Origin of the sequence: Streptomyces netropsis (assembly GCF_014203545.1) — a bacterium.
GTDB classification, from domain to species: Bacteria; Actinomycetota; Actinomycetes; order Streptomycetales; family Streptomycetaceae; genus Streptomyces; species Streptomyces netropsis.
In genome coordinates, this window is record NZ_JACHJG010000007.1 from 17117 (window position 1) to 43018 (window position 25902).

At 68.0% G+C, this 25902-nt stretch carries 20 protein-coding genes, 1 tRNA gene, 2 pseudogenes and 1 riboswitch; of the genes and pseudogenes, 10 read left to right on the forward strand and 13 right to left on the reverse strand.

Going from position 1 to position 25902, the window contains the following annotated elements; genetic code table 11:
* The first annotated feature begins 219 nt into the window (after positions 1-219).
* From FHS38_RS17550 to FHS38_RS17580, 7 genes are all read left to right on the forward strand, one after another.
* Positions 220-1557 (forward strand): PrsW family intramembrane metalloprotease, encoded by a 1338-nt coding sequence (locus tag FHS38_RS17550; RefSeq protein WP_184735028.1) that lies wholly within the window; start codon positions 220-222, stop codon positions 1555-1557.
* Between the two features lie 109 nt (positions 1558-1666).
* Complete coding sequence (locus FHS38_RS17555; protein WP_229822709.1) at positions 1667-2092, forward strand: very short patch repair endonuclease; 426 nt, start codon at positions 1667-1669, stop codon at positions 2090-2092.
* 132 nt (positions 2093-2224) lie between these two features.
* Positions 2225-3763: an ATP-binding protein gene (locus FHS38_RS17560; protein WP_184734526.1), complete on the forward strand. Its 1539-nt coding sequence runs from the start codon at positions 2225-2227 to the stop codon at positions 3761-3763.
* 22 nt (positions 3764-3785) lie between these two features.
* Complete coding sequence (locus FHS38_RS17565) at positions 3786-4772, forward strand: PD-(D/E)XK motif protein (RefSeq protein WP_229822687.1); 987 nt, start codon at positions 3786-3788, stop codon at positions 4770-4772.
* Positions 4769-7756: a Z1 domain-containing protein gene (locus tag FHS38_RS17570; protein ID WP_184734528.1), complete on the forward strand. Its 2988-nt coding sequence runs from the start codon at positions 4769-4771 to the stop codon at positions 7754-7756. Before FHS38_RS17565 ends, FHS38_RS17570 begins: the two co-directional genes overlap by 4 nt.
* A gap of 57 nt (positions 7757-7813) precedes the next feature.
* Positions 7814-8779 carry a DNA cytosine methyltransferase gene (locus FHS38_RS17575; protein WP_229822685.1) on the forward strand — a complete coding sequence of 322 codons (966 nt, stop codon included), beginning with the start codon at positions 7814-7816 and terminating at the stop codon, positions 8777-8779.
* A 67-nt stretch (positions 8780-8846) separates the two neighbouring features.
* Complete coding sequence (locus FHS38_RS17580) at positions 8847-10031, forward strand: DNA cytosine methyltransferase (protein WP_184734529.1); 1185 nt, start codon at positions 8847-8849, stop codon at positions 10029-10031.
* On the opposite strand, the gene FHS38_RS17585 is transcribed toward FHS38_RS17580, so the two are convergent.
* Genes FHS38_RS17585 through FHS38_RS17595 form a run of 3 tightly spaced genes read right to left on the reverse strand, consistent with a single transcriptional unit; the run spans position 10006 to position 14008 of the window.
* Entirely contained in the window at positions 10006-10941 is a 936-nt protein-coding gene (locus FHS38_RS17585) for a DUF6339 family protein (RefSeq protein WP_184734530.1), read from the reverse strand. The two genes, FHS38_RS17580 and FHS38_RS17585, sit on opposite strands and share 26 nt — an antisense overlap.
* Complete coding sequence (locus tag FHS38_RS17590) at positions 10938-11912, reverse strand: hypothetical protein (protein ID WP_184734531.1); 975 nt, start codon at positions 11910-11912, stop codon at positions 10938-10940. The genes FHS38_RS17585 and FHS38_RS17590 overlap by 4 nt, the downstream gene beginning before the upstream one ends.
* Positions 11909-14008 (reverse strand): helix-turn-helix domain-containing protein, encoded by a 2100-nt coding sequence (locus FHS38_RS17595; protein WP_229822684.1) that lies wholly within the window; start codon positions 14006-14008, stop codon positions 11909-11911. Before FHS38_RS17595 ends, FHS38_RS17590 begins: the two co-directional genes overlap by 4 nt.
* 252 nt (positions 14009-14260) lie before the next feature.
* Here FHS38_RS17595 and FHS38_RS17600 point away from each other — a divergent pair, with 252 nt between their 5' ends.
* Positions 14261-14410, forward strand: a complete 150-nt coding sequence (locus FHS38_RS17600) for a hypothetical protein (protein ID WP_184734533.1) — start codon at positions 14261-14263, stop codon at positions 14408-14410.
* A gap of 249 nt (positions 14411-14659) precedes the next feature.
* Positions 14660-14869 carry a DUF397 domain-containing protein gene (locus FHS38_RS17605; RefSeq protein ID WP_184734534.1) on the forward strand — a complete coding sequence of 70 codons (210 nt, stop codon included), beginning with the start codon at positions 14660-14662 and terminating at the stop codon, positions 14867-14869.
* Here FHS38_RS17605 and FHS38_RS17610 read toward each other — a convergent pair.
* Positions 14815-15393 carry an N-acetyltransferase gene (locus FHS38_RS17610; RefSeq protein WP_221495110.1) on the reverse strand — a complete coding sequence of 193 codons (579 nt, stop codon included), beginning with the start codon at positions 15391-15393 and terminating at the stop codon, positions 14815-14817. The two genes, FHS38_RS17605 and FHS38_RS17610, sit on opposite strands and share 55 nt — an antisense overlap.
* 125 nt (positions 15394-15518) lie before the next feature.
* On the opposite strand from FHS38_RS17610, the pseudogene FHS38_RS17615 reads away from it, so the two are divergent.
* Positions 15519-15818 (forward strand): annotated as a pseudogene (locus FHS38_RS17615) (hypothetical protein).
* A 56-nt stretch (positions 15819-15874) separates the two neighbouring features.
* On the opposite strand, the gene FHS38_RS17620 reads toward FHS38_RS17615, so the two are convergent.
* The 9 genes and pseudogenes from FHS38_RS17620 to FHS38_RS17660 form a co-directional block, all read right to left on the reverse strand.
* Complete coding sequence (locus tag FHS38_RS17620) at positions 15875-16819, reverse strand: aldo/keto reductase (RefSeq protein WP_184734535.1); 945 nt, start codon at positions 16817-16819, stop codon at positions 15875-15877.
* A gap of 111 nt (positions 16820-16930) precedes the next feature.
* A complete protein-coding gene (locus FHS38_RS17625; RefSeq protein WP_184734536.1) occupies positions 16931-18433 on the reverse strand; it encodes an MFS transporter in 1503 nt (500 codons plus the stop codon).
* A gap of 157 nt (positions 18434-18590) precedes the next feature.
* The gene (locus tag FHS38_RS17630) at positions 18591-19874 is read right to left on the reverse strand and encodes a M23 family metallopeptidase (RefSeq protein WP_373301842.1); all 1284 of its coding nucleotides are present in this window, start codon (positions 19872-19874) and stop codon (positions 18591-18593) included.
* A 10-nt stretch (positions 19875-19884) separates the two neighbouring features.
* Positions 19885-20053, reverse strand: a riboswitch (cyclic di-AMP (ydaO/yuaA leader).
* Between the two features lie 220 nt (positions 20054-20273).
* Entirely contained in the window at positions 20274-21536 is a 1263-nt protein-coding gene (locus tag FHS38_RS17635; protein WP_184734537.1) for a PP2C family protein-serine/threonine phosphatase, read from the reverse strand.
* A 307-nt stretch (positions 21537-21843) separates the two neighbouring features.
* Positions 21844-23490, reverse strand: a complete 1647-nt coding sequence (locus FHS38_RS17640) for a DEAD/DEAH box helicase (protein ID WP_184734538.1) — start codon at positions 23488-23490, stop codon at positions 21844-21846.
* Positions 23491-23714: 224 nt separating this feature from the next.
* Positions 23715-23918, reverse strand: coding sequence for a cold-shock protein (locus tag FHS38_RS17645; protein ID WP_130878768.1), 204 nt, complete (start codon positions 23916-23918; stop codon positions 23715-23717).
* 205 nt (positions 23919-24123) lie between these two features.
* A complete protein-coding gene (locus FHS38_RS17650; RefSeq protein ID WP_184734539.1) occupies positions 24124-24942 on the reverse strand; it encodes a DUF6227 family protein in 819 nt (272 codons plus the stop codon).
* A gap of 447 nt (positions 24943-25389) precedes the next feature.
* Positions 25390-25462 (reverse strand) — tRNA-Lys (locus FHS38_RS17655).
* A 142-nt stretch (positions 25463-25604) separates the two neighbouring features.
* Positions 25605-25902, reverse strand: a pseudogene (locus tag FHS38_RS17660) (DEAD/DEAH box helicase); the annotation flags it as partial.

Here is a 25902-nt window from a genome sequence, read left to right on the forward strand (position 1 = left end):
AGCGGGGGCTGCCGGGGCCGGCGCAAGCGCACCAGGCAGCCCTGACCTGCACGAACACTTGCAGGATCACCTGCACGAACACCAAACGGTACGGAACGGCACGATCGAGACGATCATGCCGTCGGACGGGCGGAAAACCGTCCGCTCCCCACTCCACCCCTTCGTTAGGGTCATCGAGTGCACGAGTCCCCGTCCCCTCAGCAGTCGCTTCCCGGGCCCATGCCGGCCTACGGGCAGCAGCCGTACGCCCGGCCGGTGCCGGCCTACGAACAGCAGCCGAGCTTCGCCGCGGTCCCCGCGCCGGCAGGCTGGCGCTACAAGCCGCGCCGCGCCCTGTGGGACAACAAGGCGGTACGCGCGGGGGCGGTGATGCTGCTGCTCGCGCTGTGCGGCCTGATCATCCTGGCGCTCGTGCGCGAGCAGACCGGCACCGAGGGCTTCCTGGTGGGTCTCGGCCTCGCCGTGCTGCCCGTCCCCCTGCTCATAGCCGCGTTCCGCTGGATGGACCGCGTCGAGCCCAAGCCCTGGCGGAACCTGATCTTCGCCTTCGCCTGGGGCGCGTGCGCGGCCACCCTGGTCGCCCTGCTGGCGAACACCTTCGCCACGAAGTGGCTCGTGAGCGCCATCGACGTCGCCCAACGCGCCGACACCTGGGGCGCCACCTTCGTCGCACCGGTGGTGGAGGAGAGCGCCAAGGCGGCCGCGATCCTGCTGCTCTTCGTCTTCCGGCGCCGCGACTTCAACGGCATCGTCGACGGGGTCGTGATCGCCGGCCTCACCGCCACCGGCTTCGCCTTCACCGAGAACATCCTCTACCTCGGCAACGCCTTCGCCTCCGACCAGAGCTTCGGGCACTCCGGGCTGGGCTCGACGACGGTGGCCACGTTCTTCATGCGCGTGCTGATGTCGCCGTTCGCCCACCCGCTCTTCACCTCGATGACGGGCCTCGGCTTCGGCATAGCGGCGACCTTCGGCCCCCGCCGCCCCGTCCTGCGCGTCGTCATCCCCATCGCCGCGCTGCTGACCGCGATGGTCCTGCACGGCGTCTGGAACGGCTCGGCCACCCTCGGCGGCCTCGCCTTCCTCGCGGTCTACGCCCTCTTCATGGTCCCGGTCTTCGGCGTCCTGACCTGGCTGACCATCTGGTCCCGCCAGAACGAGCTGCGCACGGTCCGCGCCCACCTCCCCGCCTACCAGGCCGCCGGCTGGCTCACCCCGCCCGAGCCCATCGCCCTGTCCTCGATGCGCGCCCGAGGCATAGCCCGCGACGTGGCCCGCCGCCACGGCGGAAAGCCCGCGGCCCACGCGGTCGCCGAGTACATCTCCTTCGCGACGTCGCTGGCCTTCCTCCGTCAACGCGCTTACCGCGGCACGGCGGGCCCGGACTTCACCGCCCGCGAGCAGGAACTCCTCCACCACCTCTGGCAGCGCAAGCACGTGGCCCAACCGGCGCTCGCCAGCGCGGCAACGACGGTCCCGATGCCGTTCGTGCCCCCGCCGGGGCCGTGGGTGGGTGGGTACCCGGGGTACCCGCAGCAGCCGGGTCGGCATTTCTGACGGGGAACCGCCCGCCCAGAGTGCATGCCGAGGGAGCGCACAGGCGTCCGCTCCGTCTTCTCCACCACCCCGGCGGAATCACCGCCGGCACAATGGTCTCGTGCCCGTCATGCCTTCCTCACCCGGCGTCTCCGCCCGCATGAGTCGCCAGGCCAGCCGAGACACCAACCCCGAACTGGCCGTACGACGGCTGCTCCATGCATCGGGGCATCGCTACCGTCTGCAGCGGCCGGTACCCGGCATGTCCCGTCGAACCATCGACATCGCCTTCCCCAAGGCCAAGGTGGCCGTCTTTCTCGACGGCTGCTTCTGGCACGGCTGCCCGCAGCACGCCACCAGCCCCAAAGCCAACGCTGATTGGTGGCGACAGAAGCTGGACCGCAACATCTCCCGCGACCGGGAGACGACTGCTCACCTGGTCGCGGCGGGCTGGACGGTGTTGCGCTTCTGGGAGCACGAGAATCCGGTCGCTGTCGCCGCAGACATCGCCGCAGCAGTCGCCGCAACGCATGGGTCTGATACCGAACAGTCCTAAAGGTGGCGAGGGTAGACCATGCCGTGACATGCATCCCAAGAATCGAATCCGAGCACCAGCGCCACTATTTAGCGTGCAACCATCGTGACAGCGAGTGAATCCCCGTCTCCGACCGGACACCAAGGGCTGCACATGACCGACTGGAAGTTCGACGTCCCCACCACCGGCACCAAGCGCCTCCCGCCGGATTCCCGCTATGTGCAGGCGTTGAGCAGTCAGGGATACGGCTTCGAGGTAGCCATCGCCGACCTCGTGGACAACTCCATCGACGCAGGTGCGAACGATGTCGTCATCCACTTCCTTCGTGACGGTGATCAGCTGGTCTCCCTCCTGGTCGTCGATGACGGGCGTGGCATGGATGACCAGGCGCTCGACATCGCGATGACTGTCGGAGGGCGCCGCGACTACGAGCCCAGAGCGCTCGGCATGTTCGGTACGGGCCTGAAGTCTGCCTCGCTTTCGCACGCGAACGCCGTCTCGGTCATCAGCACGACGAAGCGCACCAGGACAGTAGGACGCCGCTGGCTGATGGAGCATGCGCGCTCCGACTTCCAGTGCGACATTGTCGATCCGGACTACGCCCAGGCCTTGATCGACCGGTACGACAACAAGCGCCCCATCGAATGGCAGGGAACCGTCATCCGTTGGGACGGCGTCAAAGACTTTCCCAAGCACGGTGGCGGCGGCCAGACCGACCGGTATCTGCAGCGGACCATCAACAAGCTGGGGCTGCACCTCGGCTTGTACCTCCACCGCTTTCTCGCCCGCGACAACTTCAACATCACGATCGCGGTGGAGGATGTCCGTACCCGCAGGGTTTACCTGGACTTCGGCGTCGAGCCACTGGACCCGTTCGGCTACCCCGTGACAGGTAGCGCCGACTATCCGCGAAGGTTCACAGCCGCCATCCCGGGCCTGGATTCGATTCTCACCCTCGATGCCCACGTCTGGCCACCGAAGTCCAACCTCGACGAGTACCGTGCCGTCGGTTCAGTGATCGACCGCCAGGGCTTCTACTTCTACCGTAACGATCGTCTTGTCCAGGCCGGAGGCTGGAACAACTACCGCCAGCCCGAACAGCACCTCTCCCTTGCTCGGGTCGCCATGGACCTACCCACCGAGCCGGGTGACCTCTTCCGACTTACGGTCAAGAAAGCCGGCGTGGAGACGTCCCCTGATTTCATCACCGCGTTGGAAAAGGCCACCGATCCGGTTGGAAATCCGTTCACCCAATACCTCGGTGACGCAGAAGCCGTCTACCGAGAAGCCCGCAAGCGGTCCGGCACCGTTCGCAAGCCGGTGATCGGACCGGGGCGTGGCATCGCCCCGGAGGTGCGCGCCACCATCGAGGAAGAACTCCCCCTGATGCCAGGCGAGGAACCGATCTCGATCCTGTGGCAGAAGCTCAACAGCAACGTGTTCTTCGAGCTCGACCGTGAAAATCGTGTCGTCACACTCAACAACCACTATCGGCAAGCGATCCTGGGCGGCCGGAGCGGAACCCTCAACGATGCACCACTGCTCAAGTCGCTGATGTACCTGATGCTGCACGGGATCTTCGAAAAGGAGTACAGCGGCTCCCGGGAGAAGGACAACCTGCAGCTCTGGCAGTCGATTCTGGTGGCAGCCGCCCGCAGCGAACTCGACCGTGTCGCCGATCATGACAGCTGATTCGCGAGCTGCCTGGTCCGAGGTGGAGGAGTATCTGGCGTCGGGTCGCGGCGTCTCCTTTCCGCTGGCCGGCCCGGCGTCCCCTCGCGTCGACTACGTGGTGACGGATGACCGCGACATCGCGCTCCACCTCCAGTTGGGCCCCAGACAACGGCTTCCCCGCTCTCCGCACCCCCTGATCCGCGTGGAGGAGATCGCCCACCGGGGAATCCGCATGGCCCGGCTGCGAACCACTCAAAGGGAGTTGCTCCGCGACTTCCACGACCTGCTGTGTGCTGTTGCCGACCGTGTCACGGTGGACGGCCGCACGCCCGAGCAGGCATTCGGAGAAACCGTGCGGGCTTGGCGCGCCTTGCTCGACAGGCCCCGGGAACTCGGTGCGGAGAAACGAATCGGCCTGATTGGCGAGCTTGCCGTGTTGACCAACCTGGCCCGGTTCGACGGATGGGCGAGCGCGATCGAATCGTGGAAGGGCCCCCTGAGCGAGGAACACGACTTCAGCCCCGCCGGATACGACGTGGAGGTCAAGGCCACCGCCTCCGAGAAGCGTGTGCACTCCATCCATGGACTCGACCAGCTCACCCCCACCCCCGGACGCCCGCTCTGGTTCGTCTCCATCCAGGTCACCCGAGGCGGGCGGGACGGTGTGACTCTCAGCAACTGCGTGGAATCCGTACAGCGCGAGGTGGCCGAACAGGCACCGGCGGCACTCGACCGGCTCGACCTGCTTCTACATCGACTGTCCCTGCCTCACGGCCGGGACGACGAGCGGTGGCGGTTGCGCAGCAAGCCTCTCGTCATATCGGTTGACAGCCTTTTCCCCCGCTTGGATCGCTCGGTTCTGGACAAGTTGCCCGACGGCGCCGCCGACCGGATAGACACCATCGACTACCGGATCGACATCACGGGGCTGGCGCCTTCTCCACACCCTCCCGCTGCCCTTTGTGACGGGTTCGAGTTCGCATGGCCCCCCTCCGTCTCGGAGCAACATCGAGGAGAGACCGTATGACCGCAAACGAGAGCGGCTCAGTTCAGACACTCCTGTCCCTGCACCACACCGTCCTGGCCGGGATGCAGGCCGGCGTCCCCATGCCTCTGTCCGAAAGCGTCGAGTTCTACGCCCGCATGCAGGCCGCCCTGGTGGACTCGTCCGAAGCGGCCTTCCGTGACGCCCTTGCCGGTGACAGCGAGGAAACGGGCGCGCTACTGCGGTTGTGGCGTAAACAGCTCACGGAATGGGACTACGCGGCCGGCGCAGCCACCGACGTATGGTGCGCCGGCACCGAGGCCCGCACCGACGAACGCCGCACCGTGGTGTTCGATCGGCTCGGCCTGGAACCGGCGACGCGCAAACTGCTCGACACGGAGATTCCAGTCAACAAGCAGGCGGGCCCCGTCGTGATCAGCCGGGAGTACACCCCGTGGCGCGGGCACAGTGCGCCTCGGGGCACGGACTGGTACTGGCCCGCCTACGAGCGCTACCTGCGCGACACCAAGGGCTGGTCGGACGACAGGGTGGCGGACCTGGGCGAGGCTGCGGAACGCGTCGTGGAGCGGATGGCCGACCCCACTTCCGCCGAGGCGTACCAGTCCAAAGGTCTGGTCGTCGGATACGTCCAATCCGGTAAAACCGCCAACTTCACGGGCGTCGTGGCCAAGGCCGTCGACGCCGGCTACCGTCTGGTCATCGTTCTCGGCGGCACCCTCAACCTGTTGCGGGGGCAGACCCAGCGGCGGCTGGACATGGAGCTGGTCGGCAGGGAGAACATCCTCCGCGGCACTGTGGAGACCGAATCCGACTACGCCGACGACCGTGACTGGCTTCGTGGCCGCTTCCTCAGCCATACCGGGCTGCCATCCGAACGCGGCGGCTTCGACATCGAGCGGCTGACCACGCGCGACAACGACTACAAGTCCCTGGCCCAGGGGATTCGCGCACTCGAGATCGAGAAGCGGGAAAAGTCACTCCCCCTGTACGACCCACGCAATCTGGATCAGGCCGCTGCCCGCTTGATGGTGGTCAAGAAGAACAAGTCGGTACTGACCAAGCTCGTCAAGGACCTCAAAAAGATCAGCGGGCTCCTAGGTGAGATCCCGACGCTCATCATCGACGACGAATCGGACGAGGCGTCCGTCAACACCACCAACCCACGCCGCAGCGGCAACGCCGAACGCACGGCCATCAACGAGAAGCTCTCCGAGTTGCTCGGGCTTCTCCCCCGCGCTCAGTACGTCGGCTACACCGCTACTCCGTTCGCCAACGTCTTCATCGACCCCAGCGATTCTGCAGACATCTTCCCCAAAGATTTCCTGATCTCCCTGCCGCGCCCGAAGGGCTACATGGGGGTGCAGGACTTTCACGATCTCGACTCGCACATCCCTGAGGACGAGCGCACCTTCGCAAACTCCAACGAGCTGGCCTATATCCGGTCGATCGACGCAGCTGAGGAGGAGGACGACGACTCCTCGCTGCGCCGTGCCATGGACATGTTCGTCCTCACCGCAGCGGTGAAGGTCTACCGGGAGTCGCAGGATCCGCACGTGCCGGCGGAGGCCTACCGCCACCACACCATGCTGGTCCACGAATCCCGGCTCACCGCCGATCACCGCGAGCTGAAAGGGCGCCTTCTGCGCCTCTGGGACGAATCCGGCTACACGAGCGCCACGGGGTATGAACGCCTCCGAGAACTCTTCGAGTCGGACCTTCTCCCGGTGTCCCACGCGCGGGCCGACGGCTACGCTGTGCCCGGCAGCTTCGACGAGCTCGCCCCCTACATCGGTGCAGCAACAGCCCGCATCGGCGGCGATCTCAACCCTGTCATCGTTGTGAACGGCGACAAGGACATCGAGCGCGGCGAGGCCGACTTCGAACGACGATCCATCTGGAAGATCCTGCTGGGTGGTCAGAAGCTCTCCCGCGGCTTCACCGTCGAAGGCCTGACTGTCTCGTACTATCGGCGTCGCGCGGGCAACGCCTCCACAATGATGCAGATGGGGCGCTGGTTCGGATTCCGCGCGGGCTACCGCGATCTGGTCCGTCTATGGATCGGACGTAACGAGTCGGCAGGCACCAAGGAACTCGACCTCTACGAGGGCTTCGAAGCCATCTGCCGCGACGAGGAGTCCTTCCGTGCTCAACTCGCGAAGTATGCGGTCCTCATCAATGGCCACCCCCAGGTCACTCCCGCTCAGGTGCCACCTCTGGTCTCCCAACATCTGCCGTGGTTGAAGCCGACCAGCCCGAACAAGATGTACAACGCCCGCCTGATGGAGGTGCGCTCGCCGGGCGAATGGCAGGAACCCACCGCCTATCCCACCCAGTCGGCGGCACTGCGGCACAACACCGGTCTGTGGGCACCGGTTCTTGAGGGCTTGTCGTCCACTCCCTCAGACTTCGCCCACCGTGAGGAAGCAACCGGAAGGTTGCACAAGTTCAGCGCGCTAACAGGCATTCTCGCTCCGCATGATCTGCTCGTGCTTCTCCGTTCCCTGAAATGGGGCGCCGAGCAACAGTTCGCGCCCCATCTGACCTACCTCGAAGCGATCACAAAGGTGACCGGTCAGGTGAACGATTGGCTCATCCTCGCGCCACAGCACGCCACCGGAGGAAAGCGTGCTGCCCTTACATCGGACCGCACCTTCTCCTGGTTCGGTCGCGACCGGCGCCGTGGCCCTCTCTTCGGCGCCATAAGCGAACCGAAGCACCGACCCGCCGCCCATCGCATCGCCGGAGCCTTCCCCTCCTGCGGTGACACCGAGACCGAGCGGTACGTCGCCGAACGTCGCGGGGTGGTCACCCTGTACCCCGTGGTGGAGTCCGAATACCGGGCAGCGGTCACGGAGACCGGACGTCTCGACCCCAGCAGGCTGGTAATGGCCTTCTCGTTCATCGCCCCCACCTCGGCGACAGGAACCGACAACAAGGTGGTTCGTTTCACGACTATCAACTCATCGGACGAGCCGATCATCGAGGTTCAGTCTCGAGGTTTTTAGAGGTAATGCTGCCGCGGCATGTACCCATTCGAATCAGTACCGGCCCGAGGGAGAGGAATGGCGATGCCCCCTATACGCTTCACATCATTCGAGATCTGCGCAGGTGCGGGTGGGCAAGCGCTCGGCCTGGAGCAGGCGGGGTTCGATCCGGTGCTGCTCATCGACAGCAATGCTCACTGCTGTAGGACCTTGCACCAGAACCGCCCCCACTGGAATGTGCTGCAGGCTGACGTCATGGACTTCGACCCTGCCGAGCACGACAAAGTGTACGACGTAGATCTACTGAGCGGTGGGCTTCCACGCGTAAAGTCAGCGGCAACCATTCAGCGCGCAGATTCGGATACCGAATGGAAACTCCTTCAGGCCGCGGTATGGATGGCTCATTCCGTACAACCTCGTGCCGTGTTGCTCGAGAATGTTCCCGAACTGGTCACCTCCGAGAAATACGCATCGGACCGCGAGTGGATCGAGGAATGCCTGTCCGACCAGGGATACCGTTGCTCGTGGCAGGTGCTCAACTCGGCCGACTTCGGAGTTCCGCAATACCGAAAGCAGGGCTTTCTCGTGGCTCTGCGTGACCCTCACCACTCCGCCTTCCGCTGGCCCGAGCCCAATGGCACATTCGCGCCGACAGTTGGCGAAGCCCTCGGCTCCTCCATGGCTTCCCGGGGTTGGCCCGGCGCGAGCGCCTGGGCTGCGGCCGCGAACAAGCCTGGTCCTGCCCTGGTGGGAGGCTCGGACAAGCGCGGTGGGGCGGACCTTGGGCCGACCGGGCAGAAGAAGGCGTGGGCCCGGCTAGGGGTAGAGGGCAAGAGCATCGCCGACGATGTCCCGGGACCCCATGACCCGATCGACCTCCTGCCGATGCTCGACGTCCGACAGGCAGCCACACTCCAGTCGTTCCCCACTGATTGGACCTTTCACGGACGCAAGACCTCTGTCTACCGCCAAGTGGGACACGCCTCCCCTCCACCTGTCGCCGAAGCCGTTGGCAAGCGGATCGCGCAAGCTCTGAGCAGATGACAACACAGCGGCCCAGGCGGGCGGGTGGGTTAGTGAACCACCCGCCCCGCCGGCTACACTCGTCGACATGGCCGCCGACAGCACCACCGAACCCATCAGCATTGTTGATCTCTTCGCTGGATGCGGTGGCTTCACTCAAGGGTTTCATTCCCTCTTGACAGCAGGCTCAGGAAAACCGGCCTTCCGCTCCGTCGCCGCCGTCGAGCACGATATCGCCGCAGCATCGACCTACGCCTTGAATTTCGCTGAAGAGGCAGGCGGCATTGATCACATCCATGCGGGTGACATCGAGACATGGTTTCCTGAGGAACTTGGCATTCAGGCCGAAGTGATCCTCGGTGGGCCTCCCTGTCAAGGTTTTTCCGGTCTCGGTAAAGAAGATGCCGACGACCCGCGAAATCAATTGTGGCGCGAATACCTGCGCATCGTGAACACCATCAAGCCGAAGATCTTCGTGATCGAGAACGTGGACCGCTTCCTGCGGTCCCCCGAGTTCGCCCTCCTGCATGCCGCGACGGAGAAGCCTGATGGGGATCTGCGCGACTACCGACTCGTCGAGTTCTCAGTCCTCAACTCAGCCGACTTCGGTGTTCCACAGGCCCGCCGCCGAGCAATCGTCATAGCGGTTCGCCGTGATCTGCAGGGCCTCGCCGAACTCCGGTATCCGCCGCGTACGCACGCGAAGAACGCTGTGGCCGGCGACTCGCTTCTGACCGGGACCGAAATATTGCAACCCTGGGTGAGTGTAGGCCCGGAGGTTTTCGCAAAGACTCCCTACTGGGCGCTGACCACGTCACTCCCCGCCGGCAGATGCGCCCCACTCGGGAAGAGTCTGCCTGGGATTTTCGAGACCACCGACCTCCATGTCGGACGCCGCCCGGTCGAACTGTCGGTACGGCGCTACATGTCCATTCCTCCCGGCGGCAACAGACACGATATTCCCGACGAACTCTCCACCCCGAATTGGATCGCTCATCGGACCGGTTCGCACGACGTCATGGGGCGCATGTACTGGGACCGGCCGTCCGTGACCATTCGCACAGAGTTCTACAAACCGGAGAAGGGGCGCTACTTGCACCCCACGGCCCACCGGCCGATCACGCACTACGAGGCAGCACTGATCCAGGGCTTTCCTCCCGAATTCAAGTGGTGTGGCAGCAAGGTACAGATCGGGCGGCAGATCGGGAACGCCGTACCTGTCGGGCTGTCACGAGCCATTGCGGGGGTCATTCACCAAGCTTTGCGAGGCTGACACCGCCTTGCGGCCCGCTGCCCTCTGCTCCCTTCCGCTGGCGAACAGGCGCCGCCTGCAACAGTTCCTCGAAGTAGCTCGTCAGGCGGTCCACAGATTGTTGTGGAACAGGGCCGTCGTCCGGGCCCTCAGGCAGTCGGTCCCACGGCACGGACGCACTCCACTCGGCATCCCTGATCCAGCCCATGAGGCCGTCTAGATGCAGCGGTTCGTCCGGGGCGAGTACCTCGTACATCAAAGTACATCCTGCCGCGTTGACGGCCGAGGACAGCGCATTCACCTTGTCGCCGAGAAGCGACGTTTCGGCTGCCGTCAAGGACTCGAGGACTCGAACCAGGGCACGCGCGGTGGGGCGGTGGTCGACGACAGAAAGTCGCAGCGTCGTGTTCACCATGTCCTGGTTACTGCAGGCCACCTCTGCAGGCCTGTAGTCCTCTCCGTCGCGGAACATCTCGGCAGCCCACCACAACCTGGCAAAGGCTTGTTTGTAGTGCGGGCCGAGGAAGCGGTCTCCGGTCGCGGACGGACTACCGCCGTCCTTGCCGACAGCCCCCTTGTGCCGCCACACGACATAGTCCGGGGCAACAACCATGGCAAGGTAGGCCCACAACTCCGGCTCAGCTGCCTCGGCCCGGGTCATCCTGATCGTGGCATGCAACCGTGGAGCCAACCAGGCGTCCGCCCGTGTCCGTCGGTCGGCGAATCGTCTCATCGCTTCGTCGAGGAGCCCCCGGACGGGAGCGGTGGCCCATCTGACCCCGGTGTCGGCCAATGGCTTGCTTTCACGGATCAGCGCAACTCGTGGCGGCTCATCGGCGCCACTGCGCACCCCTTCGCTGAGGTACCTGCTCACAATCGGCCCGGGGAGCAACGCCAGCTGCTCCGGAAGGCACGTGTCGGCCCGGCTCATCGGCGAGCCCCCTCATCAACACGATCCAGTACGCGCACCGCGTCTCTCAATCCCTTCGCCACCTTGCTGCGACGAGCTGCCGCGTACTGGATGCTCGCCTGCATCTCCGACCAACTCTGTCCGTCGTTCCGCCGTTTGTGCACCTCATGCAGCGCGCTCTCCAGCGATGCGGCAGGTACGACCTCCGGAAGCATGGACCGCAGGACAGCTCCTCTCCACCCAGAAGGAAGGCGGGGAGTTCCGTCCTCGTCGAAGTCGAGGTCAGTGACAGCGGAATGGAACATAGCCGTCCATGCTTCCTCGGCGATCTGGGCTGCGACGACGTCCCGCATGGCCTTCTCCACCGGGCTACCGGATCCATTCAGGAGATCGATGACGCCCTCGAAGGCAGTGTTGAGGCGTACGGTCGGCATGTCGCCTGTCGCGTCCACCAACCACGGTGCCTCCTTGAACGGCCTGAGCCATTGCTCGGGCCCGTCACGGAAATCAACCTCAATGATGTTCAGCTCCCGCTCACGACGGGGGTCACGGGCGGCCAGGTCCAAGTACCACGGCCTCTCCGTGCCGCCGATCACCCGTCCGGGCACACCTCCGACGGTGGCGACAACAGAGGCGGTCAACACTGCTCGATTACGGTGCATGGCCCGGGCCATGTGGACCCTGCCCGTCCAGGCCCCTTGCTGTGTGGGTGCGAGCCGTGTCACCGAACGCGCGTTGGTGGCACCTTCGGCGAGCACCGCTACACACACCACGTCTTCCCAGGGGCCTTCTGCGATCTCCCGCTCCGGCAGCGTGACACGTACCTCGAAGCGTGCTTCGTCCCAACGCGCGCGCTCGACCTCGTGCAACGCGACTGTCTGCTGTTCTCTGGAGATCCTGGAGTACGGGAGGTCGTGACTGTCGATCTTCGCACTCGCGACCTCCAACCGAACGTCGCCTGCCAACGTGCGGTAGGAAACCGTAGACCTCATGCCATCGCTCCCCGGGCAGTCTGGAGGTCGACGACGAGTCGTGCCAGCGTGGCCGGCACAGGGTGACTGTCCGGATCGGTGACACCAGAGAAGTAAGCGCTTCTCACGCCGGGCTCGATCCGTAGAATTCCATTTTCGATCCGGCAGTTCTCACCTGCCGACAGTTCTGCCCATGCCAACACGGGCCGGCCTCCCGACCGCACATCGAACTTCGCAACAGGCGTGGCCAACCAGGGATCGTCCCGCTGCGGCACTCGCAACTCCGCCTCGATGTGCCAAGCTCCCGTCTCGTCCACACGAGCCGAAAGGCCACAGATTGTCGGCGGGCTCTCGCTTCTCCGACGACTGACCTCGGCACCCAACCGCAACCGCTCCCTGAGAGCCGCCGGGCCGGTGTCGTTTCGGGACTCCTTGCGACCGACGATGCTGCGGACCGCGTTGTCCATCGCGCTACGGAACTCCGCGAGGCGCGTCAAAGCGCCACGTACATAGACAGCTGCCAGCTCGTCCGTCCGGTCCCACTTGTTGTGCTCGGGTGGCTCGGAAGCACGGAGGAAGGCTTCTGCCAATCTGACGTCCTCTCCCTCCCGCCCAGTCGCATAACCGGCGAGAAGGACAGCCTGGAAGGGGTCCGTGCCGAGCGGAATCTCACGCGGTCGCCGTGTCTCAACGGTCATTCGGTTGCCGCGCATGCACACCAGCCTGTTGTACTCGTTGTCGGCGCCGTCGGCGGGAGTCACCAGTAGCACCGCTTCGTGCGACACACCCTTGCCTGCCCGGGCTCCGTCGGTACGCAGGGGAGGAACCCGCAGTTCCACGGTGGTGAGAGCTACCTGGTCACTGGCCGTCAGAACGTCCACTGTCTCGCGGTCCAAGTAGGCCTTGAGCGCCCGTGTCTCCGCAGGGCGATGCGCGTGGGGGTCTACCCGCTCCTCGGGAATTACCTCCTTACCGTTGCGCAGCGCCGTCACCGAAGACTGAAGCAGTGGCAACGTGGAGCGGCCAGAAGTCATGGCTGCCCAAAAGTTCTTCGCCAAGGCACCGACGAGCTTTGCATGCATGTCCGCCAAGCCGAGGGAGTCCTTCTCGGCATCGTCGCCGGCATCGTGGGCGCCGACGATCAGGAACGAGGTACCCGGTTCGGCGCTCTCACGTTGCAGATACAAGCGTTTCGTCGTCTCCTCGTCCGCCCACCAGGATCGGGAGACCCCCTTGTAGGCGGGGGCAGTGTCGGGCTCGCCCAGCCACGCGGGGCCGGCATACGGAACGCCGTCGACCTCACGCCACGGCAGGTCCAACCGCCCGATGAGCCGCCGCTCGGTCCGCCCTTCGTGTGGCTGCGAGAGCGTGCTGTTCATCAGCACCAGCCCCAACCGGCTCGTGGCCCAGAGCGTTGCCTTGCCCAGGCCGTAGGAACCTCCGGCCCGCCCGCCGTTCTCCTTGTGACTATCGAGTTGCCGTCGCACAACAGCAGCAAATCTGCCGTCGTCGTACTCGGAACCGGTCAGCCCCGACGCGTTGTAGTCGTCGATGCGGAGCAGCAACAAGCTGCTGGTGTCACGGAGCCTCCGCAAGCCCTCGGCCAGCACCCGGCCGACCTTCTGCGGGTGCTGCGCGGCCGCGTCGTAATGGGCTTCGAGGTCACTCCAGTGCAGAGCCTCGAGGAAGTTACTGAGGTATTCGCCCGTGAGCTCGTGCAGCGTGTACCGCACGCGTACCGGGCGACCCTGGTCAAGCCTCTCATCGAGGCTGTTCTGGGTGGCCTCGCGCGCCAGGATGGCCAGATCCGCGTCGAACGCGAAGGCTGCGGCGTTGCCGAACTCCCGTCCGCCATCTGCATGAGCCTTCCGGTGGTACCACCTGGCGGCCCCACCGCCTGGTTCCGGTTCACCCATTGCCGTCGTCGCGCCCGGCTCCAGTTGCAGGAACTGCTCAATGGCTCGCAGCTTGTCCGCCCGTGGCATGGCCCGGTTGTTGACCCACGCCGAGACTGCAGCGCGACTCACGTCCAGAGCAGCAGCCAACTGACTCTGGCTGACCTGCTTCCTCTGGAGTTGTCGTTCGAGCCAGGCGCCGAAGGTGTTGGTCTCGCTCATGGTGCTTCTCCGCATCGCCGCACTGTGCACATCAGCACCACCGAGGTTAACTTTGACGTTTGAGCGTCGTCAATTTCCAGTTGACGACCTAGCGCGCAGCCCCGCGAGAACATTCCTTACGGCCGGAATTTTACGCCGGCATTTTGTAAACCCAGGATTGACGTCGCCGCCGGGGTGGGTGCTACGGTTCCTGACGTCCCACCAGACGATCACTCCCAACCCCTCGGGGTTCCTGCCTGGAAGGCTGCGCTCATGTCCGAGCAGAATCGCGTCGAGTACACGGTCGAGGTCGACGAGGAGAGCCCGTCCTCCGTCACCGTTCACCACGCGAAGGGGGGCACCTCGATCATCGTGGACCCCGGGGCCGACACCGTCCGTATCTCATTCAAGCGCGCCCTCTAGACCCCACTGCGCCCTCCTGCGAGTGCCTCGACGGTCGCCCTGTCTCCCTCCGGCAAGTCCTCAGCCGGGGGGAGAGGCGCGAAACGGTCCCCACAGAACCCGACATCTTGCTCAAGCCTTCGCGCGGCCTCGTCCCAAGGTCACGCCATGTCGTTCTCCGCGCACGGCAGCGCAGCGGCCGCAGCGCGTGCCAGCCCAGGCGGTGGCGGCTACCTCCGCCCTTATCGAGCGTGCCCTGAGGGAGATGTGATGCACGACGGACCTTCGGCGATAGCCGCAGACGCATGGTTCAAGTCCTCGTACAGCGGGGCCGGTACGACGGAGTGCGTCGAGGCGGCCTTCCGCTCGCACCACACCGCCGTCCGCGACTCCAAGAACCCCGGCGGCGCCGTCATCGCGTTCCCTCACGGCGCCTGGGCGGACTTCGTCGGGGCCATACGGATCGGGCGGCTCGGCTGAGGGCGCTGGCCGCCGGCGGTGGCGCCCGGGTGGGTCGGGGACAGGAAGACCGCTATGTCGTTCTCCGCGCCCGGCAGCGGGCGTAGTTCGTGCCAGCCCAGGCGGTGGTACGTCGCCATGGTGGCCGTGGCCTTGCGGGCCGTGAGGAGCCAGGAGCGGGCCGCGGGGGCGTCCGTGGTGAGTTCGGTGAGGAGGCGGCGCCCCAGGCCGTTGGCTCGGGAGCGGCGGCGGACGGCCAGTTCGTCGACCTCCAGGGCGCCCATCAGCAGGTCGGTGACGCGTTCCGGGCCGAGCTGGGCCGTGACCTTGCCGTATGCCCGCGCCGTCGGGAACGGGTGCTGGGTGAGCCAGCCCGTGGCGAAGCCCTCGATGCCCGCCGAGGACTGGGCGACGGCCGCGCGGAAGCCGAGTCGCTGTGCATCAGTGGTGAGGCGGGTGCGGAAGTGACGAACGGATTCCTCGCCCTCGTTCCACGGCGGTTCCGTGAACACCTCGGCGTACGCATCGACCAGCGCATCGGCCAATCTCAGGACATTAGGCCCGTACCAGATCACCTGTGCGCTCCTCGGGTCGAAGCCTCCCTCAAGTATCGAATCTACGCGGCGATAGCCTCTGGGGACCGAGCTTTTCCTTAGCCTGGAGGTGCCTTATGGGTCGGATTCCGACGTCTGTTGTAGCCGCGAGCGGGCTTGTGGGTGGTTACGGCGTCGCCCGCTGGACCAAGCAGCGGCCGCTCGGCGGTGTGGCGCTGGCCGCCGCCGGGGCCGTGGCCGCGCGGCAGTGGGCACGGTCGGCCGGGGCGGGGAAGGCCGCCGCGCTGAGCGGGCTGTACGTCGCCGCGTTCGCCGGGTCCCATCCGCTCGCCAAGAAGGTCGGCGCCTGACCGTCCGTCTTCGCCGTCGCCGGTGGGGTCGCCCTCGCCTCCTGGGCCGTCGAGCGCAGGGCCTGACCCGGCCCGTCACGGGGGAGGGCCGGGGGCTGACCCCGGCCCTCCCCCGACCCCCCTTACGCCGACGCCTCCGTCAGACGCTTCAGCTCCGCCTCCGTGAGCGTCACGTCCGCCACCGCCAGCAGTGCCGGCAGCTGCTCCACCGTGCGCGCGCTCGCCAGCGGGGACGCGACCGTCGGCTGGGCGTTCAGCCAGGCCAGGGCCACCGTGGCGACCTCGGCGTCGTGGGCCGCGGCCACCTCGTCCAGGGCCGTCAGGATGCGGCGGCCGCGCTCGGACTCCAGGTGCTTGCCGGCGCCCTCCGCCCGTGCGCTGTCCACGGTCCGGCCCGGACGGTACTTGCCGGTCAGGAAGCCCGAGGCCAAGGCGAAGTACGGGACGGCCGCGAGGCCGTGGCGGGCGGCGACGTCGGCCAGGTCGCCCTCGTACGTGTCGCGCGAGACCAGGTTGTAGTGGGGCTGGATCGCGGCGTACTTCGCGAGCCCGGATTCGTCGGAGAAGGCGAGGGCCTCGGCCAGCCGGTCCGCGGTGATGTTGGAGGCGGCGATCTCGCGGACCTTGCCCTCCTTCACCAGGGCGTCGAGGGCCGTGATGAACTCTTCCACCGGCACCGACGGGTCGTCGAAGTGCGTGTAGTAGAGGTCGATGTAGTCGGTGCGCAGCCGCCGCAGCGATTCCTCGACGCCCGACTTGATGGCGTTCGCGGACAGCCCGCGCTTCTCGGGTTGGCCGCCGCCGACCTTGGTGGCAAGGACGATGTCGGCACGGTTGCCGCGGGAGGCGAACCAATTGCCGATGACGGTCTCGGATTCGCCGCCCTCGTTGCCCGGTGCCCACACGGAGTAGATGTCCGCGGTGTCGATGAAGTTGCCGCCCGCCGCCGCGTACGCGTCGAGGACGGCGAAGGACTCCGCCTCGTCGGCCGTCCACCCGAAGACATTGCCGCCGAGGGCGAGCGGGTGGACGGAAAGATTGCCGATCTTCTTGTGAGTGTCAGCCATGCGGGGACACAACGTCCGGGCGGGGGTTGCTATTCCGCCCGCTTCCGCCGACCGGCCACCCGCTTCCGCCGACCGGTCGCCCGCTACCGCCGCGCGCTCGCGTCGGCCCTTTCAAGCCTCCGCCGTCACCGCCCCCGCCTCCGGCGTCGGTGGGTCCGGCGGACCCGGCGGCGACGACTTCGATGCCGCCGACAGCGGTGCCGCGATGTCCTCCAGCGAGCGGCCCTCCGCCGGTACGGCCAGGAACGCCGCCACCAGCCCGGCCACGCACATCAGCGCCGCGCCGATCTGGAAGGCCAGGACCGTGTCGCCGACGACACCGTTCGCGGTCAGTGAGGCGAACAGCAGCGGGCCGCTGATACCGCCCGCCGCCGTGCCCAGGGCGTAGAAGAAGGCGATCGCCATGGCGCGGGTCTCCATCGGGAAGACCTCCGACACCGTGAGATAGGCGCTGCTCGCGCCCGCCGAGGCGAAGAAGAGGACGACGGCCCAGCAGGCGGTGAGGGTATTGGCGCTCAGATGCCCGCCGCCGAAGAGCGCGGCCGTGCCGAAGAGGAGCACACCGGACAGCAGATACGTCGAGGAGATCATGATGCGGCGGCCGACGGTGTCGAAGAGCCTGCCGAGGAACAGCGGGCCGAGGAAGTTCCCGACCGCTATCACCGCGAAGAAGTAGCCGGTGTGGGACGTGGACACGTCATAGAACGTGGTGAGAATGGCCCCGAAGCCGAAGGTGATCGCGTTGTAGAGAAACGCCTGGCCGATGAAGAGCGCGAGGCCGAGAATCGCCCGTCGCCGGTACTTGGAGAAGACCGTGCGGGCGATGGTGCCGAAGCCGATGCTCTTGCGCTGGTGGATCGTGATCTGCCTCGTGGGTGGTGGCAGCACCTCGCCTTTTTCCATCTCGATGCGTTGCTCGATGGAGGCCACGAGCACTTCTGCCTCTTCGCCGCGTCCGTGGATGAACAGCCAGCGTGGGCTCTCCGGCACATGGCGCCGTACGAGCAGGATGGCCAGCCCCAGGAGGACGCCGAAGCCGAAGGTGACCCGCCAGCCGAGGTCGGCCGGGAAGATGTTCGTGTCCAGCATCAGGATGGACAGCAGCGAGCCGCCGATCGCGCCGAGCCAGAAGCTGCCGTTGATGATCAGGTCGACGCGGCCGCGGTAGGTGGCGGGGATCAGCTCGTCGATGGCGGAGTTGATGGCCGCGTACTCGCCGCCGATGCCGAATCCGGTCAGGAAGCGGAAGGTGAAGAACCACCACGTGGAGAAGGAGAACGCGGTCATCGCGGTCGCCGCCAGATAGACGGCGAGCGTGATCATGAAGAGCTTCTTGCGGCCGAAGAGGTCGGTCAGCCGGCCGAAGAAGAGCGCTCCGACGCAGGCCCCCGCGACGTACAGCGCCGCCGCCAGGCCCGTGACCTGCCCCGAGGTGATGGACAGGCCGCTGCCCTTCTCGGAGAGGCGGCCGGCGATATTGCCGACGACCGTGACCTCCAGGCCGTCCAGGATCCAGACGGTGCCGAGGCCGATCACCACCGTCCAGTGCCACCGGGACCAGGGCAGCCGGTCGAGGCGGGCAGGCACGGAGGTGGTGATCGTCGCATTCGTCACACACCCCGAGTTCCCACTCGAACCTGAAGCATTCGCGGCAAAGGTGTGGTTATCGGGACCGATTATCGACGTCGTACAGGACAGGCAGGCTACGTAGGGCTTCTACGTTCGTACGGACCACTTCGGCCCTGCACCCCTTACGGACCCCGTGCGGCCCTTACGGCTCCAGGCCCCGGCCGCGCAGCCACGACAGCGGGTCGACCGGCGAGCCGCCGCCCGGCCGGGTCTCCAGGTGCAGGTGGGGGCCCGTGACGTTGCCGGTCGCGCCGACCCGGCCGATCACGTCGCCCGCCGAGACCTGGCCCGAGGTGACCACCATCGAGGAGAGGTGGCAGTACCAGATCTGGGTGCCGTCATCCAGCGTCAGCACGACGCGGTAGCCGTACGCGCCCGCCCACCCCGCACTGGTGATCGTGCCGCCGCCGACCGCCTTGACCGGGGTGCCGGTCGGGGCGGCGAAGTCCGCGCCCGTGTGGTTCGCGGACCACATGTCGCCGGCCTGGCCGAAGCCCGCGGTCAGCGTGTACGAGCCGACGGGGAGGGAGTACGAGCCCGAGCTGTGGCCGCCACCGCCCGAGGACTCCGACCCGCCGCCCCCGGATTCGCTCGAAGATTCGCCAGAAGATTCGTTCGAAGACTTCTCGGCGGCCTTCTCGGCCGCCTTTTCCGCTTCCGCCTTCTTCGCCTCGGCCGCGGCCTCGGCTTCCGCCTTCTCCTTCTCGGCCGCGGCCTGCTCCGCCTTCTCGGCAGCCGCCTTCCGGTGGGCCTCGGCGGCCTTCTTCGCCTCGGCCTCGCGGGCCTCCTCGTCACCGAGGTTCTGCTGGTGCTCGGCCTGCTGGAGGATGCGGGCGCGCAGCGCCTCGCCGGCGTCGGACGTGCCCCGGGCCGCCTCCTCGGCGGACAGTCCCGCCTGGGTCAGCGGCTGGTCGGCGCCGGGCGCCTGCGCCGCGGCGGAGCCGGAGGCGGCAGCGGGGTCCGACTTCTTGTCGTCGTCACCCAGCAGCGCGCCGAAGCCGGGGATGTTCTGGGTCACGTCGGGCACGGATATCGGCGCCGCCGGGCGGTCCTGTGCGGTCGCCATGCCGCCCGCACCGACCGCCGCGATCACACCGACGCCGAGGACCGCACCGCTACGGGCCATCGTGCCGCCGCGCTGCTTGACGACGCGGTGTCTGCCGCGGACCGGGGCGATGGAGTCCTCGGTGGGGTTCCACACCTCGCCGGGCTCCCCGGCGGGCCCGGCGGCCATGGGGGACACGGCGGGCTCGACGGCAACGGCGGGCTCGGCCGGGGGCGTCAGAGGAGCCATGTACGCGGGCACGATCGAAGGCTCCGGCGCGTAAGCCCCGTACGGCTCGGACGGCTCCGGCTGGTCGTACGACCCGTACGGCCCGTAGGGCTCGTACGAACCATCGCCGAGGGCAGGCTTGTTGGACGCCACGAGGGCGACTCCTTTCCTTCCTTCTCGCCTACCGGGTTAGCTGACGGGTTCGGAACAGGAAGGTCTCCTACAGGCCGGAGTACGGCCCGATTCACCCCAAGTTTGGTGGTTCCCCGGTTCCCGGTTGTCGCTGGTGGTGCAGATGGTGCTGTGCCCGCGGGATTCGGCGAAGGCGCACGGTGCCGCCTCTTGCGGCGGCTGTGACGACCGCGCTGCGTTATCGAACGTTAATAGACATGACTGGCGGATTCCAAGCTGAACGCCCGAACCCACCGACTTCCGAGGCCGGACTTCACGGGACACGCGGGTTGCGCACGGGGCGAGTTACTGCGCGCTACCGGAACACCACGGAGTTGATCCTTCGTCAGTCGATATTCGGCGGCACGCGCCGATTCGAGATCAATCAGGGTCGGCGGGAGAGGCGTGCGTGAGCGTGGACGTCACGGTCGCGCTGAGGGTGCCCCGCGCGGCGGCCACGGGATGGTGGAGGCCGTCACCGCGCCGGATCGCCAGAAGGGCCATGTCATCGGCCGTGTGTCCGCCCGAGTGGTGGGCCACGTCCGCGGCGAGTGTGTCGAGGAGTGCGTCCGGGCTCCGGAACTGCTTGCCGCGCAGCCGCTCCTGGGGGACGTAGAAGACGCCGTCCGCGTCCCGGGCCTCCGTCACCCCGTCGGTGAACAGCAGCAGCGTCGTACCCGCCGGGAACTCCCACTCCTCCGCCCGGTCCGGCCACCCGCCCAGGTCCCCCATGCCGAGCGGCAGCGCGGGCGCCTCCGGATACGTCTCGGCCACCCGCCCGTCGGCGTGCAGCAGCAGCGGGGGCGGGTGGCCGCGGTTCACCAGGCGCAGCGTGTTCGCTCCGGGCGGCACCTCGGCCAGTACGGCAGTGGTGAAGCCCTCGGACTGGTCCAGGTTGGCGCGCCGCGTGCCCTCGCGCCGCAACGCGTGCTCCAGCCGTGCCGCGAGCGCCTCGAGCGTGTGCTCCTGCTCGGCGGCTTCCCGGAAGGCGCCGATCACCACCGCGACGGCCTCCACCGCGCCCAGGCCCTTGCCGCGTACGTCGCCGACGATGACGCGCACGCCGTGCGGGGTGTCCTGGACGGCGTAGAGGTCGCCGCCGATCCGGGCGTCGGCCTGCGCCGCGACGTAGCGCGCGGCGACCCGTAGCCCGGCGATGCGGGCGGGAGGCGTCGGCAGGACCGCGCGCTGGGCGGCCTCGGCGATGCCGCGCGCGGAGGCGAGCTGCTGGTCGCCGTGGCGCACGATGCGGTTGAGGCCGAGGGCGAGGAGGGAGACGGCCATGACCGTGGTGACCTCGGTCGCGGACTCGGCCGTGTCGTGCACCCGGTGGTAGACCGCGAGGGTGACGGCCGCGCCCACGGCCGCCAGGGCGGTCGCCGCGGTGGCCCGCAGGGACAACAGGGCGGCCGCGACGAGGGGGGCGGAACAGAAGAAGGGGGCGTAGGTGTAGCGGGGAGGCGTGAAGTAGTCGAAGGCGGCGCCGCCGACGATTAGTACGGCCGGAAGCCATCTCGCTGCGCGGCGGGCCGCGGTCCAGTGCGATTCCCCGTTCTGCGGGGGCGGGGTCCGTGCGGGGTTCCGTGCGGGGTTCCGTGCCGGGCCGCGCGTCGAAGCCGATCCGGGCTCGCCTCGCTTCCCCACCGTGTTCTCTCCTGACCGGCCGTCCCGCGCGTATCCCTCAGCCTTGCGCGTGCCGGACGCGCGGGCGAGCGGGGTTCCGCCGTCGGAGTGGGGCGGGGCCCGGATACGTCTGGGGGCTACGGGCCCCGCCTGCGGCGGCGGGCACCGCTCGCCCGTCCGGCGGATCTTCGACTGCGGGCCGTCTTGCCGCCTGCGGCGGCGAGCACCCTGCGGGCGCGTCCTCAAACGCCGGACGGGCTGGATGTGGCTGAGCTCAGCCACATCCAGCCCGTCCGGCTTTGAAGACCGTCAGGTCACTCCGTACGCGTCACGCCGCGGACGGGCGGCGGCCGCCGCCGCCCGTGCCGCCGCCACCGCCGCCGCTGCGACGGCCACGGCCGACCGCGTTGCCCGGGCGGGTGCCGGAGCGGCGGGAGCCCTCCGTGCCGTTGCCGAAGCCGCGGAACGGGCGGCTGCCGCTGTTGCCCGAGCCGCCCGTGGCGGAGCCGGAGGCGTCCGTGCGGGTGCGGCCGCGGCCACCGCGGCTGCCGCGGGAGCTGGAGGACTTGCCGGTGCCCTGCGGCTGGGCCGGGGCCGGGGGCGTGATGACGACCGGGACGCCACTGGGCTCGCGGGCGCCGGTGATGCGGGCGAGCTCCGGGTCGGTCGGGTACGTCTTGATGACGTTCGGCGTGATCTGCGCCGTGGTCATCATCCGGGACATCTCACGGCGCTGCTCGGGCAGCACGAACGTGACGACCGTGCCGGACTCGCCGGCGCGCGCGGTGCGGCCACCGCGGTGCAGGTAGTCCTTGTGGTCGGTCGGCGGGTCGATGTTCACGACGAGGTCGAGGCCGTCGATGTGGATGCCGCGCGCGGCGACGTTCGTCGCGACCAGGGCGGTGACCTGGTCGGTGCGGAACTGGTCCAGCGTGCGGTTGCGCTGCGGCTGGCTCTTGCCGCCGTGCAGCGCGGCGGCCCGGACGCCCTCGGACAGCAGCTTCTTCACCAGGCGGTCGGCGCCGCGCTTGGTGTCCACGAACATGATCACGCGGCCGGCGCGGGCGGCGACCCGGGTGACGGAGTCCTTCTTGTCCTGGTCGGTCACGTGGAACAGGTGGTGGTCCATCGTGGAGACCGCGCCGACGGAGGCGTCGACGGAGTGCGTCACCGGGTCGGTGAGGAAGCGGCGGACGAGCCGGTCGACGTTGCGGTCGAGGGTCGCGGAGAACAGCATCCGCTGGCCGTCCGGGTCGACCTGGTCGAGCAGCTTGGTGACCTGCGGCAGGAAGCCCATGTCGGCCATCTGGTCGGCCTCGTCCAGGACCGTGATCCGCACGTCGCCGAGCTTGGCGTCGCCGCGCTGGATGAGGTCGGCGAGGCGGCCGGGGGTCGCGACGAGCACCTCGGCGCCGCGCGCGAGGGTCTGCGCCTGGCGGCCGATGGACATGCCGCCGACGACCGTGGCGATCCGCAGGTTCACGGCGGTCGCGTACGGGCTGAGCGAGTCGGTGACCTGCTGGGCCAGCTCACGGGTGGGGACGAGGACCATCGCGAGCGGGCGCTTGGGCTCCGCTCGGCGGCCCGCGGTACGGGCGAGCAGCGCCAGGCCGAAGGCAAGGGTCTTGCCGGAGCCCGTGCGGCCGCGGCCGAGGACGTCGCGGCCGGCGAGCGCGTTGGGCAGCGTCGCGGCCTGGATCGGGAACGGCTCGGTGACGCCTTCGCGGGTCAGCGTGGCGAGCAGGCCGTTCGGCATGTCCAGCGCGTCGAAGGTCTCGACGGGCGGCAGCGCGGGGGTCGTGCTGACCGGCATCTCGAACTCGCCCTGGAGGGGCGCGGCGGCGGGCTTGCGGCCCTTGGACTGGCCGCCACGGGGCTGACCGCCACGGGAGGACTGCGGGCCACGCGCGCGCGACGGGCGGGCGGAGCCGCCGTCGGCGGAGGACGAGCGGGCAGGGCGGGCTGAGCGGGTCATTCGGGGACCTTCCCTCAATGGGGTGGCACGCCCGAGATCAAGGACTTCGCATCGCGAGGCCGTCCGGGACGGACAGCGGCGGAAAAGCCTGGGCGCGCTGGTGCGGGGGCAACAATGGGGCCCGCACCCAGTGGTGCGGGCCCCATTGCGTCATGCTCTATGCGATACCCGGTCGAGTCATCGGGCCGAAAGGCCTTTCAATCGACCGGGCGGGCATCCGATCGTCAGGCAGCGACGATGTTCTCGGCCTGCAGGCCCTTCTGGCCCTGCGTGACGTCGAAGGAAACCTTCTGGCCCTCGAGCAGCTCACGGAAGCCGGAGGAGGCGATGTTCGAGTAGTGGGCGAAGACGTCCGGACCGCCGCCGTCCTGCTCGATGAAGCCGAAGCCCTTTTCAGCGTTGAACCACTTCACGGTGCCAGTAGCCATGTCTATCTCCTTGTGAATGGGATGGGCCCCACACCGGAATAGACCGGCAAAAACAAAAATGCGCCTTCGGTTACAAAACCGTCAGGCGCACACGAGTTCATGGGTACCACAACTGCAACTTGAACGACCATAGCACACACTGGCGGCCCCCCGTAACCCCCACCGCCGCCCCGGTTCCCCGGGGATCCCGCCGCGGGCCGCCCGGCTACAGCTCCACGCCCTGCGCACGGGCGTGCCGGTCCGCCGCCACCTCGGCCTCCGCCTCGTCGAGGTAGACCTCGCACACCAGGCGGCCGTCGGCCGTCAGATTGTGCTCCAGCTCCCAGAGGCTGACCTCGCCGCCGCCCTCCAGCAGGAACGCGTGCTCGTAGAAGCGGCACCACGTCGCGTCCCGCCCCGCACCCCGCCGGCGGGGCTTGGTGATCAGCGCGATGTGGTGTCCGAGCGCCCCCTGGAGCAGCTCGCGCACCACCTCACCGGGCCCGTCCGCGTTCTCCGCGCGGCGCAGCAGACGGCGCGCGTGGTCGGGCGAGGCGTCGCAGACGTACTCCCGGTGGGGACGCGTCGGTCCCATCGCGAGCAGCAGCTCCTCCGCCAGCCAGGCGGGCAGCTCCTCGGCCTCGGTGCCGGGGCCGATGCCGCCGCCGATCCGCTCGTGCACCCGGCGCTCGGCCTGGTCGAGCGCCTCCTCGCGGGCGTACACCTCGTAGAGGAAGCGGTCGTCCGGCCCGGTGTCGTGCTCCAGCTCGTACAGCAGCCGGCTGCTGCCGTCGGAGAGCAGGAAGATGTGCCGGTAGGTGTTGCAGCGCAGTGGCCGCGGCTCGTCATTGCGCTGGCGGTACGAGCGCAGCTCCGACTGGTGCATGAGCGCGCTCCGCAGCCGGTCCAGCAGCGGCTCGTCGAGCTCGAAGCCGTTCTGCGCCCGCTTCAGCAGCTCCTCCACCTGGTCGGCGGGCGTCGGCTCGCCGCCGCCCGCCCCGGCCCGCGTCTCGCCCTCGCCCTCACCCGCTCGCGAATGCTCCACGTCTTTGACCTCCCGACCCTCGCCTCACCCACCCCGCGCACTTACCGTAGCGGCGCGAACACGCCTCGGGGGCGGGAATTTCACTAACTGAGCGCGGTTCAACGGGGTTTCGGACGGGAATAAGGGAAGAATGTCCGGGAAGGGGACGTACGCCCGGGCCGACCGCCAGGCCGCGCCACCCTCTCGCCACAACTCCCCGCCATACACAGGCAGTCACGCGGGAATCCGGCCGTCCGTCAGGAAACACCCCTGGTCGCCGCCTTCGGCACGCGTGGTGGGGCGGGAGCCCGCGGACACCGCCGGGCACGCCGTAGCCCTCCGCCGAGCGTCCTGATGGGCGCGCAATGGGCACGCACGGGCCCCACAACGCCGGAGCGCCCCGCCCGGTAGGAACCAGGCGGGGCGCTCGACCGCAGGTCGGAAGGGGTAACCCCCACCTGCGTCACGTAGGCCGTGTGGGACTCGAACCCACAACCAATGGATTAAAAGTCCACTGCTCTGCCAATTGAGCTAACGGCCCGCACCCCGCAGCATAGCCCGGCCGACCGCCGGAGCCCGAGTCGTATTCGCCGGGGCCGCGTCGGGGGTGTCGAAGGGGGCGTACGCAGAAGGGCCCGTACGGCACAAAAGTGTCGTACGGGCCCTCAGATCAGCTGCGGCTATCAGCCGTTGCGCTTCCAGCGGGGCTTGTCGTCCCGGCGACCGAAGGAGCCGGTGGCGGTGCCGCCACCGCGGTGGTCGTCACGACGGCCGGCCGGACGGTCGCCACCGGAGCGGAAGCCACCGGTCGAGGGGCGGTCGTCGCGACGGTCGCGGTTGAACGGGCGGTCGCCGCCGCCGGAGCGGAAGCCGCCACCGGAGGCCGGACGGTCGCCACCGGAGCGGAAGCCACCGGACGGACGGTCGTCACGGCGGAAGCCGCCACCGGAGCGGTCGTCACGACGCTCGTCGCGACGGAAG

What these genes read in the sequence shown, in the direction of transcription:
- FHS38_RS17550 (WP_184735028.1), top strand. Translation starts at nt 220, where the DNA reads ATGCCGGCCTACGGGCAGCAGCCGTACGCCCGGCCGGTGCCGGCCTAC.
- FHS38_RS17555 (WP_229822709.1), top strand. Translation starts at nt 1,667, where the DNA reads ATGCCTTCCTCACCCGGCGTCTCCGCCCGCATGAGTCGCCAGGCCAGC.
- FHS38_RS17560 (WP_184734526.1), top strand. Translation starts at nt 2,225, where the DNA reads ATGACCGACTGGAAGTTCGACGTCCCCACCACCGGCACCAAGCGCCTC.
- FHS38_RS17570 (WP_184734528.1), top strand. Translation starts at nt 4,769, where the DNA reads ATGACCGCAAACGAGAGCGGCTCAGTTCAGACACTCCTGTCCCTGCAC.
- FHS38_RS17575 (WP_229822685.1), top strand. Translation starts at nt 7,814, where the DNA reads ATGGCGATGCCCCCTATACGCTTCACATCATTCGAGATCTGCGCAGGT.
- FHS38_RS17580 (WP_184734529.1), top strand. Translation starts at nt 8,847, where the DNA reads ATGGCCGCCGACAGCACCACCGAACCCATCAGCATTGTTGATCTCTTC.
- FHS38_RS17585 (WP_184734530.1), bottom strand. Translation starts at nt 10,941, where the DNA reads ATGAGCCGGGCCGACACGTGCCTTCCGGAGCAGCTGGCGTTGCTCCCC.
- FHS38_RS17590 (WP_184734531.1), bottom strand. Translation starts at nt 11,912, where the DNA reads ATGAGGTCTACGGTTTCCTACCGCACGTTGGCAGGCGACGTTCGGTTG.
- FHS38_RS17595 (WP_229822684.1), bottom strand. Translation starts at nt 14,008, where the DNA reads ATGAGCGAGACCAACACCTTCGGCGCCTGGCTCGAACGACAACTCCAG.
- FHS38_RS17600 (WP_184734533.1), top strand. Translation starts at nt 14,261, where the DNA reads ATGTCCGAGCAGAATCGCGTCGAGTACACGGTCGAGGTCGACGAGGAG.
- FHS38_RS17605 (WP_184734534.1), top strand. Translation starts at nt 14,660, where the DNA reads ATGCACGACGGACCTTCGGCGATAGCCGCAGACGCATGGTTCAAGTCC.
- FHS38_RS17620 (WP_184734535.1), bottom strand. Translation starts at nt 16,819, where the DNA reads ATGGCTGACACTCACAAGAAGATCGGCAATCTTTCCGTCCACCCGCTC.
- FHS38_RS17640 (WP_184734538.1), bottom strand. Translation starts at nt 23,490, where the DNA reads ATGACCCGCTCAGCCCGCCCTGCCCGCTCGTCCTCCGCCGACGGCGGC.
- FHS38_RS17645 (WP_130878768.1), bottom strand. Translation starts at nt 23,918, where the DNA reads ATGGCTACTGGCACCGTGAAGTGGTTCAACGCTGAAAAGGGCTTCGGC.